The organism is Acidovorax sp., assembly GCF_021287135.1.
Lineage (GTDB): Bacteria > Pseudomonadota > Gammaproteobacteria > Burkholderiales > Burkholderiaceae_C > Acidovorax.
The window spans coordinates 1-8,975 of the sequence record NZ_JAJTBB010000086.1 but is presented as its reverse complement, the minus strand read 5'-3'; the positions used below and the strand labels follow the sequence as shown (position 1 = coordinate 8,975).

The 8,975-nt window shown below is 69.6% G+C and carries 7 protein-coding genes and 1 pseudogene; 6 read left to right on the top strand and 2 right to left on the bottom strand.

The features are described from left to right. Together LWW96_RS21385 and LWW96_RS21380 are read right to left on the bottom strand one after the other, a co-directional pair. Positions 1-194, bottom strand: a pseudogene (locus LWW96_RS21385) (hypothetical protein); the annotation flags it as partial. Positions 195-405: 211 nt separating this feature from the next. Next, entirely contained in the window at positions 406-1,875 is a 1,470-nt protein-coding gene (locus LWW96_RS21380) for a PLP-dependent aminotransferase family protein (protein WP_291489887.1), read from the bottom strand. A 145-nt stretch (positions 1,876-2,020) separates the two neighbouring features. Between LWW96_RS21380 and LWW96_RS21375 the strand changes: the two genes are divergently transcribed. The 6 genes from LWW96_RS21375 to LWW96_RS21350 form a co-directional block, all read left to right on the top strand. Continuing rightward, on the top strand, positions 2,021-2,824 hold the full coding sequence (locus LWW96_RS21375; protein WP_291489886.1) for a c-type cytochrome: 804 nt from the start codon (positions 2,021-2,023) through the stop codon (positions 2,822-2,824). Between the two features lie 15 nt (positions 2,825-2,839). Then, positions 2,840-4,120 (top strand): cytochrome c, encoded by a 1,281-nt coding sequence (locus tag LWW96_RS21370; protein WP_291489885.1) that lies wholly within the window; start codon positions 2,840-2,842, stop codon positions 4,118-4,120. A gap of 47 nt (positions 4,121-4,167) precedes the next feature. Then, the gene (locus LWW96_RS21365; protein ID WP_291489884.1) at positions 4,168-4,569 is read left to right on the top strand and encodes a thioredoxin family protein; all 402 of its coding nucleotides are present in this window, start codon (positions 4,168-4,170) and stop codon (positions 4,567-4,569) included. Between the two features lie 571 nt (positions 4,570-5,140). Then, on the top strand, positions 5,141-5,737 hold the full coding sequence (gene rimP / locus LWW96_RS21360) for a ribosome maturation factor RimP (protein WP_291489883.1): 597 nt from the start codon (positions 5,141-5,143) through the stop codon (positions 5,735-5,737). Positions 5,738-5,822: 85 nt separating this feature from the next. After that, the gene (gene nusA, locus LWW96_RS21355; protein ID WP_291489882.1) at positions 5,823-7,307 is read left to right on the top strand and encodes a transcription termination factor NusA; all 1,485 of its coding nucleotides are present in this window, start codon (positions 5,823-5,825) and stop codon (positions 7,305-7,307) included. A 24-nt stretch (positions 7,308-7,331) separates the two neighbouring features. Beyond that, positions 7,332-8,975: translation initiation factor IF-2 N-terminal domain-containing protein (locus LWW96_RS21350; protein ID WP_291489881.1), on the top strand; the 1,644-nt coding region annotated here is incomplete at its 3' end.

Below are 8,975 nucleotides of genomic sequence, written 5' to 3'. Positions count from 1 at the left end.
AAGGCGGGGCGCTGGCCGGCTTCCACACCGCCCACCGAGACGCCGCGCTGCTCCGGGCGCAGCATGAACTCGAGGTGCGGCGTGCGCATCAGCGTGAGGCGCGGGGCGCCCTGCGGGCCCAGCGCGAACGAGACGACCCAGTCGTCTTCGTCTTCCACGGTGAGGAACGGCACGGAATGGGGCGTGTGGGCCATGAAGGTGCGGCAATGAGAAGGAAACGGAGCGGGGCGCTGCGGGGCCATGGGCCCGTCCGGTGGGCGCGCGCCAGTATGCCGCTGCAAGCCGCATGCCAAAGCCGGGAGAACCCGAGGTTGGGCGCAACCCACAGGGCGGGGTTTTGTCAGCTGGGTGCAAGCCATGGCGCGGTAGCCGTTGATTTTGGTCAAAAAACGGCGCTAGTGCTTGTCAGTCAAGCGCGGGCAGCTCTCTTTTCAGGAGCGCTGTCGCCAGCCGCCCCACGCACTCCAGCGCCGGCAGCAGCCGGCCCTGGGCCGGGTGGCCGTAGTTGATGCGCACGCAGTGGGCAAAGCGCTGGTCGGCCGAGAACAGCTGCCCCGGCGCCAGGCTGATGCCGTGCTGCAGCGCGTGGCGGTGCAGGTGCAGTGCGTTGAGGGCGGGCGGCAGCTCCACCCACAGGAAGTAGCCGCCTTCGGGCCGCGACACCCGCGTGCCGGGCGGAAAGTGCGCCGCCACCGCGGCCAGGGCGGCGGCCTGCTGCTCGGCCAGGCTGCGGCGCAGTTGGCGCAGGTGCCGGTCGTAGCCGCCCTGGGCCAAGTATTCGGACAGCGCCAGCTGCGAGGGCGTGGCGGCCGAGAGCGTGGTCATGAGCTTGAGCCGCTGCACCGCCGTGGCCTGCCGCCCCGCCGCCACCCAGCCCACGCGGTAGCCGGGCGCCAGGCATTTGCTGAACGAGCTGCAGTGCATCACCAGGCCGTGGGTGTCGAAGGCCTTGGCCGGCAGCGGGCGCTGGGGGCCGTAGTGCAGCTCGCCGTACACGTCGTCTTCGATCAGCGGCACGCCGTGGCGCGCCAGCAGCGCCACCAGCTCGCGCTTCTTGCCCTCGGGCATCAGGCTGCCCAGCGGGTTCTGAAAGCTGGGCATCAGCCAGCAGGCCTTGACGGGCTGGTCGGCGGGCTGGCGCCGCAGCGCTTCGGCCAGCGCGGCCAGGTCGATGCCGTCGCGCGGGTGGGTGGCGATTTCCAGCGCCTGCAGGTTCAGCCGCTCCAGCGCCTGCAGCGCGGCATAGAAGGTGGGCGACTCCACCACCACCACATCGCCCGGCTGGGTGACGGCCTCCAGGCACAGGTTCAGCGCCTCCATGGCGCCGTTGGTGATGAGGATTTCGTCCACCTCCACCGCCGTGCCGTGCAGGCCGTAGCGCCGCGCAATCTGCTGGCGCAGGCGTTCATCGCCGGGCGGCAGGCTTTGCACGATGCTGGCCGGGTCCAGCCGGCGCATGCCGCCGGACAGGCACCGCGCCAGCCGCTCCAGCGGAAACAGCTCCGGCCCCGGGAAGGCCGAGCCCAGCGGCACCAAGCCGCTGTCGCGGGCCTGGCCCAGCACTTCGAACACCAGGTCGCTGATGGCCACGCCGGTGGAGGTGCTGGCCGGCTGCGACGGCAGGGGCTCGGCCGGGCGCTCGCCGCCGGCTGCGCCGGGCAGGGCACTGCGGCTGTTGACGTAGTAGCCCGAGCGGGGCCGGGCATGGATCAGCCCCTGGGCCTCCAGCAGGTAGTAGGCCGCGAACACGGTGGACGGGCTGATGCCGCGCGTGCGGCTGGCCTCGCGCACCGAGGGCATGCGGTCGCCCGGGCGCAGGGCGCCGCTGTGGATGAGCTGGGCCAGGGCGTCGGCGTGGCGTTCGTAGCGCTTCATGGCGGGTGGGCTGGGCGGGGACGGCGGGAGGGCGGCAACTGATCCGTATTTTTAGTTGGAAACTGAATCTGTACTGGATTGGAGGGGCAGCGTAGAGTGCGGGCTGGATTTGCCTGTCCCTTTCCGCCCCACTTTTTTGTTGTCCATGATTGATTTCCTGTGCCGCGGGCTGGCCCTGGGCCTGGCGGCCACGGCCGCAGCGGCGGCCCTGGCCGCGCCCCCGGTGGGTTCGTCCGCATCGTCGTCCGTGCCGTCTTCGTCGCCCGGCGCACGGGTGTCCACCGTGCCCGCAGTGCCCACCGTGTCGGTGGGCAGCGGCATGGCCTCGCGCGTGCTGGCCTGCACCGTCTGCCACGGCAAGGAAGGCCGGGCCACGCCCGACGGGTACTTCCCGCGCATTGCCGGCAAGCCGGCCGGCTACCTGGCCAACCAGTTGCTCAACTTCCGCGACGGGCGGCGCAGCTACCCGCAGATGAGCTACCTTATCGAGCACCTCACCGACGACTACCTGCGCGAGATGGCCGAGCACTTTGCCGCGCTGGACCTGCCCTATCCGCCGCCCCCGCCGCCGCAGGCCCCGCCCGCCATGCTGGAGCAGGGCCGCAAGCTGGTGCAACAGGGCGACGCCGCCCGCAAGCTCCCGGCCTGCGTGGCCTGCCACGGCGCGGCGATGACGGGCGTGGCGCCGTCCATCCCGGGCCTGCTGGGGCTGCCGCGCGACTACCTCAACAGCCAGCTCGGCGCCTGGAAGACCGGCCAGCGCCGCACCCAGCCGCCCGACTGCATGGCCGCCATTGCGCGCCAGCTCACGCCCGAGGAGGTCAGTGCCGCGTCCGCCTGGCTGGCGGCCCAGCCGGTGCCGGCCGGCGGCAAGCCCGCGAACCATCTCCCCGCCGCCATGCCCGCCCGCTGCGGCGGCGTGGCCGATGTGCCCGTGGCGGCGCGCTGAGGGAGGGGGGCTGGAATGCAACGCATCTTCTGGACGATCTCTTCCGTGCTGGCGGCCCTGGGCGTCGCGGCCGCCGCGCTGGTCACGCTGAACCTGCGCGGCGAGGAGCCACTGCCCGCCACCGAAACCCTGCAGTCCACGCCCGCGCTGGTGCAGCGCGGCGAATACCTGGCCCGGGTGGGCAACTGCATGGCCTGCCACACCGCGCAGGGCGGCGCGCCCTATGCTGGCGGGCGCGGCATCGAAACGCCGTTTGGCGTGGTGCACAGCTCCAACCTCACGCCCGACAAGGCGCACGGCCTGGGCGGCTGGACCTCCGCCGAGTTCTGGCGCGCGCTGCACCACGGCCGCAGCAAGGACGGGCGGCTGCTGTACCCCGCCTTTCCGTACCCCAACTACACCCAGGTCACGCGCGAGGACGCGGACGCCATCTTTGCCTACCTGCAAAGCCTGCCGCCCGTGGCCGAGCCCAACCGGCCGCATGCGCTGCGCTTTCCGTACAGCACGCAGGCGGCGCTAGGGGTGTGGCGTGCACTGTTCTTCGCGCCCGGGGCTCCCAGGCACGAGCCCACGCAGACGGCCGAAGTCAACCGCGGCGCGTACCTGGTCAACGGCCTGGGCCACTGCACCGCCTGCCACACGCCGCGCAACGCGCTGGGCGCCACCAGCGACGCGCGGGCCTTCAGCGGCGGCCTGATCCCCGTGCAGAACTGGTATGCCCCCGCGCTGAACGCCGCGCACGAGGCCGGCGTGAAGGACTGGCGCACCGAAGACGTGGCCGCGCTGCTGCAGACCGGCGTGGCCCCGCAGGGCGCGGTGCTGGGCCCCATGGCCGAGGTGGTGTTCCGCAGCACGCAGTACCTGACCGATGCCGACGCCCGCGCCATGGCCGTGTACCTGCAGGCCCTGCCGCAGCAGCCGCCGGCGGAGCGCGCGCCGCCGCCCGCGCCACCCGCCGCGGCGATGGCACGGGGCGCCAAGGTGTACGAGCAGCGCTGCGCCGCCTGCCACGGCGCGCAGGGGCAGGGCGAGCCCGGGGCCTTCCCTGCGCTGGCCGGCAACCGCGCCGTGACCCTGGCCGACCCGACCAATCTGGTGCGCGTGGTGCTGCAGGGCGGGTACCTGCCGGCCACGGCGGGCAACCCGCGCCCGCACGGCATGCCGCCCTTCCAGCAGGTGCTGTCGGACGAGGACATCGCGGCCGTCGCCACCTTTGTGCGCAACCAGTGGGGCAACCAGGCGCCCGGGGTGGGTACCATCGAGGTCTACCGCGCCCGGGAACGGCGCGGCTTGTAGCGGGCCTTGCGCAAGGGCCCGCCGTGTTCGCCCCAGGAGCCCGTTTGATGTCCAGCCCCGCCGCACTGCCCCCGTCCACCCCCGCAAGCCCCGCGGCTGCCACGCCCGGCGGCTGGTGGGCCGTGTGCCTGTGCGCGGCCTGGTGCGGCACCTGCGGCATCTACCGCCCGCTGTTCGACGAGCTGGCCCGCGCACACCCCGACGTGCGGTTCGAGTGGGTGGACATCGAGGACGAATCCGACCTGGCCGGCGACCTGGACGTGGAAACCTTCCCCACGCTGCTGATCGCCGACGGCCAGCGCGCGCTGTTCCTGGGGCCGCTCTTGCCCCAGGCGCCCGTGCTGGCACGGCTGCTGGCCAGCCTGCAGGCCGCCGCACCAGGCGGCGCCGGGGCGGGCGGCGAGGCGCAGGGTGTGTTCGAGCGCGTGCGCGCAGCGCGCAGCCGCTGAGCACGGCTGCGGCCGGGTTCACGCTGCGCACCGGTCGCTCATATTTTGATAGCTGCTAGCGCTTTGTGGTAAAGCGATAGAGCCATTTTTGAACCTGAATCGCGTCGCTTCCCGCTGCTCCGAGCTTCTCCATCCACTCGCTGCAGGCCCGGTGCGGCCAGGGCGCCTGGTCCCGCCGCATGGCCCAGGTGCGTGAAGGTGCGGGGGCCGCATCGCTCGAGGGAGATGCGAGATGCGGGCCAGGCCAGGAAAAATACAGCCCACGGCCGTCGGCCGCGCCGCGCCAGGCCGCACGGGCGCTAGCTTTGCGGCGCAGCAGGGCAGGATCGCAACACTTGCACCGCGGTGCGCCTTTGCAAATCAATGTGTTACGCGCTACAATACGACTCTCACGACCAAACGGGCGGGTACCAACCGCCCGTTTTTTTTGGTCGCTTTCTTTTGGAGCTCGAAGCTGTCGGGGACGGGTCTCCGGGGGTTATCGGGTTTTTTGTTTTGGATTTGCGCAAACGCGTGGGCCTGGTGCCCGTGGGCGCAAGTTGTGTGATTTTTCGGGACGGAACGCAAGTAAGTGGCATTGCAGCAAATCGTTGAACAAACCGTGACGGGCCTGGGGTACGACCTGGTGGAGATCGAGCGCTCTGCCGGAGGCTTGCTGCGCATCACCATCGATTTGCCGTGGGCGCCGCCCGCCGCCGAGGCCGCGGCCACGCCCGTCCCGGAGCAGTTCGTCACGGTGGAGGACTGCGAGAAGGTCACGCGCCAGCTGCAGTTTGCGCTGGAGGTGGACGGCGTCGAGTACAAGCGCCTGGAAGTGTCCTCCCCCGGCATCGACCGCCCTCTGCGCCACGAACAGGACTTCGTGCGCTTCGCGGGCTCGGTCATCGACATCACCCTGAAGGCGCCCATTGGCGCCGCAGCGGCGGGGCAGGTGAATGCCACGCGCAAGAAATTTCGCGGCACGCTCGAGCGTGCCGAAGCCGGCGGCTGGCAGATCGTCTGGAGCGACGAGCCCCCGGTGAAACCCGGTCAAAGAGTGAGCAAGAAGCGTGTGCCCGCCCCGTTGCAGGCGCTGGGCTTCACCCTGGATGAACTCAAGGACGCCCGGCTGGCGCCCATCGTGGACTTCAAGGGGCGTGCAGGCAAGGCGGGGCCAGCCCCGGCCTGAGCCTGGCGTGGGCTGCTGAATAGACGGGGTGGGGCGGCGGGACGCCGCCACTGCCCTCAGGTGATTGAAACAGGAGAGTCGTCGCATGAATCGCGAATTGTTGATGTTGGTTGAGGCCATTTCGCGCGAGAAGAACGTGGAGCGTGATGTGGTCTTGGGCGCCGTGGAGTCCGCCCTGGCCCAGGCTACCAAGAAGCTCTACCAGGGCGATGTGGACATCCGCGTGTCCATCGACCGCGACAGCGGCAACTACGAGACTTTCCGCCGCTGGCTGGTGGTGCCCGACGATGCGGGCCTGCAAAACCCCGACGCCGAAGAGCTGCTCATGGATGCCAAGGAGCGCATCCCTGATATCGAGGTCGGCGAGTACATCGAGGAAGGCGTCGAGTCCGTGCCCATCGGCCGCATCGGCGCCATGGCCGCCAAGCAGGTCATCCTGCAGAAAATCCGCGACGCCGAGCGCGAGATGCTGCTCAACGACTTCATGTCGCGCGGCGAGAAGATCTTCACCGGCACCGTCAAGCGCATGGACAAGGGCGACATCATTGTCGAGTCCGGCCGCGTGGAAGGCCGTCTGCGCCGCTCCGAGATGATCCCGAAGGAAAACCTGCGCAGCGGCGACCGCGTGCGGGCCATGATCATGGAAGTGGATCTGACGCTGCGCGGCGCGCCCATCATCCTGTCGCGCTCGGCGCCCGAGTTCATGATCGAGCTCTTCCGCAACGAAGTGCCCGAGATCGAGCAAGGCCTGCTGGAGATCAAGTCCTGCGCCCGCGACCCCGGCTCGCGCGCCAAGATCGCCGTGCTCTCGCACGACAAGCGCGTGGATCCCATCGGCACCTGCGTCGGCGTGCGCGGCACCCGCGTGAATGCGGTGACCAACGAACTCGCTGGCGAGCGCGTGGACATCGTGCTGTGGTCCGAGGACCCGGCCCAGTTCGTGATCGGCGCGCTGGCGCCGGCCAACGTGTCCTCCATCGTGGTCGATGAAGAAAAGCACGCCATGGACGTGGTGGTGGACGAGGAAAACCTCGCCATTGCCATCGGCCGCGGCGGTCAGAACGTGCGCCTGGCGTCCGACCTGACGGGCTGGAAGATCAACATCATGGACGCCGCCGAGAGCGCCCAGAAGCAGGCCAACGAGACCGACACGGCCCGCCGCCTGTTCATGGAAAAGCTCGATGTGGACGAGGAAATCGCCGACATCCTGATTTCCGAAGGCTTTACCAGCCTGGAAGAAGTGGCCTATGTGCCGCTGCAGGAAATGCTGGAGATCGAAGCGTTCGATGAAGACACCGTCAATGAGCTGCGCGCCCGCGCCAAGGATGCTCTGCTGACGATGGAAATCGCACGTGAGGAAAGCGTGGACGCGGTTTCCCAGGACCTGCGGGACCTGGAAGGCCTGACCCCCGAGCTGATTGCCAAGCTGGCCGAGGGCGGGGTGCACACGCGTGATGACCTGGCCGATCTGGCCATTGATGAGCTGACCGACCTGACCGGACAGTCTCCTGAGGATGCCAAGGCCTTGATCATGAAGGCGCGCGAACACTGGTTCGCAGGGCAAGAGTAAAGGTCAGGGAGGCACGAACCATATATGTCCAGTAACACTGTCGCCGAGTTCGCCAGCGAACTCAAGAAATCGCCTGAAACCCTGCTCGACCAGCTCAAGGCCGCTGGCGTGGGCAAGGCCGCCCCTTCCGACGCGTTGACCGAGTCGGACAAGCAGAGGCTGCTGGCCTACCTGCAGGCCAGCCACGGCACGGCGTCCGCAGACCGCAAGAAGATCACGCTGGTGAAGAAATCCACCAGCGAGATCAAGCAGGCGGATGCCACCGGCAAGGCGCGCACCATCCAGGTGGAAGTGCGCAAGAAGCGCACCTTCATCCAGCGCGATGAGGGCGCCGATGCGCCTGCAGCGCAAGCGCATGAAGCCGTGGAAGAGCCCGTTGTGTCGCGCGAAGACCAGGAACTGGCCCGCCGCGAGGAAGAAGCCCGCCGCCAGGCCGAGCTGATCCGCCGCCAGGAGGCGGAGCTGGCCGAAAAGCGTGCGGAACGCGAAGCGCGCGAAAAGCGCGAGCGCGAGGCCGAGGAGCGCGCCGCCGCCTACGCAGCGCAGGAAGCCGAGAAGAAGGCCCAGGCCTCCGCCGTGAAGGAAGAGCAGACGCGCGAGCAGGCTGCTGAAGCCGCCGCGCGCGCCGCCGCCCAGGCCGAGGCCCGCGAAAAGGCCGCCGCCGAGGCCAAGACCCGCGCCGAAGAGGAAGCCGCCCGCGCCCGCGATCTGGAAGAGCGCCGCCGCAAGGCCCTGGCGGAGGCCGAGGCCATCCGCGCGATGATGGCCGCGCCCAAGAAGTCGGTCATGGTGGCCAAGAAGCCCGAAGAGCCCAAGCCGGCGGCCAAGCCCGCCGCAGCGGGCGACGCCAAGAAGGGCACGCTGCACAAGCCTGCCGTGGGCACGGGCACCGGCCGCACGGCGGCCCCGGCCGGCACGGGCGGTGCGCCCGGCAGCGGCAAGGAAGTCAAGTCGGCCAAGCTGTCGTCCAGCTGGGCCAACGACACGGCCAAGAAGAAGGAAATCAAGACCCGCGGCGACAGCAGCGGTGGCGTGGGGCGCAACAACTGGCGCGCCGGCCCGCGCGGCCGCCGCGGCAACGACCGCGACCAGCGCGACGACCACCACGCATCCGCGCCGGTGGAAGCACGCGTGCTGGAAGTGCATGTGCCCGAGACCATCACCGTGGCCGAGCTGGCGCACAAGATGTCCATCAAGGCCTCCGAGGTCATCAAGGCCCTGATGAAGATGGGCCAGATGGTCACCATCAACCAGCCGCTGGACCAGGACACCGCGATGATCGTGGTGGAAGAAATGGGCCACAAGGCCGTGGTGGCGGCGCTGGACGATCCGGAAGCCTTCACCGACGACGAAGTGGGCCAACAGGATGCCGAGGTGCTGCCCCGCGCCCCCGTGGTCACCGTCATGGGCCACGTGGACCATGGCAAGACCTCGCTGCTGGACTACATCCGCCGCGCCAAGGTGGCGGCGGGCGAAGCCGGCGGCATCACGCAGCACATTGGTGCCTACCACGTGGAAACGCCGCGCGGCATGGTGTCGTTTCTCGACACCCCCGGTCACGAGGCCTTCACGGCCATGCGTGCCCGTGGTGCCCAGGCTACCGACATCGTCATTCTGGTGGTGGCGGCTGACGACGGCGTCATGCCCCAGACCAAGGAAGCCATCAAG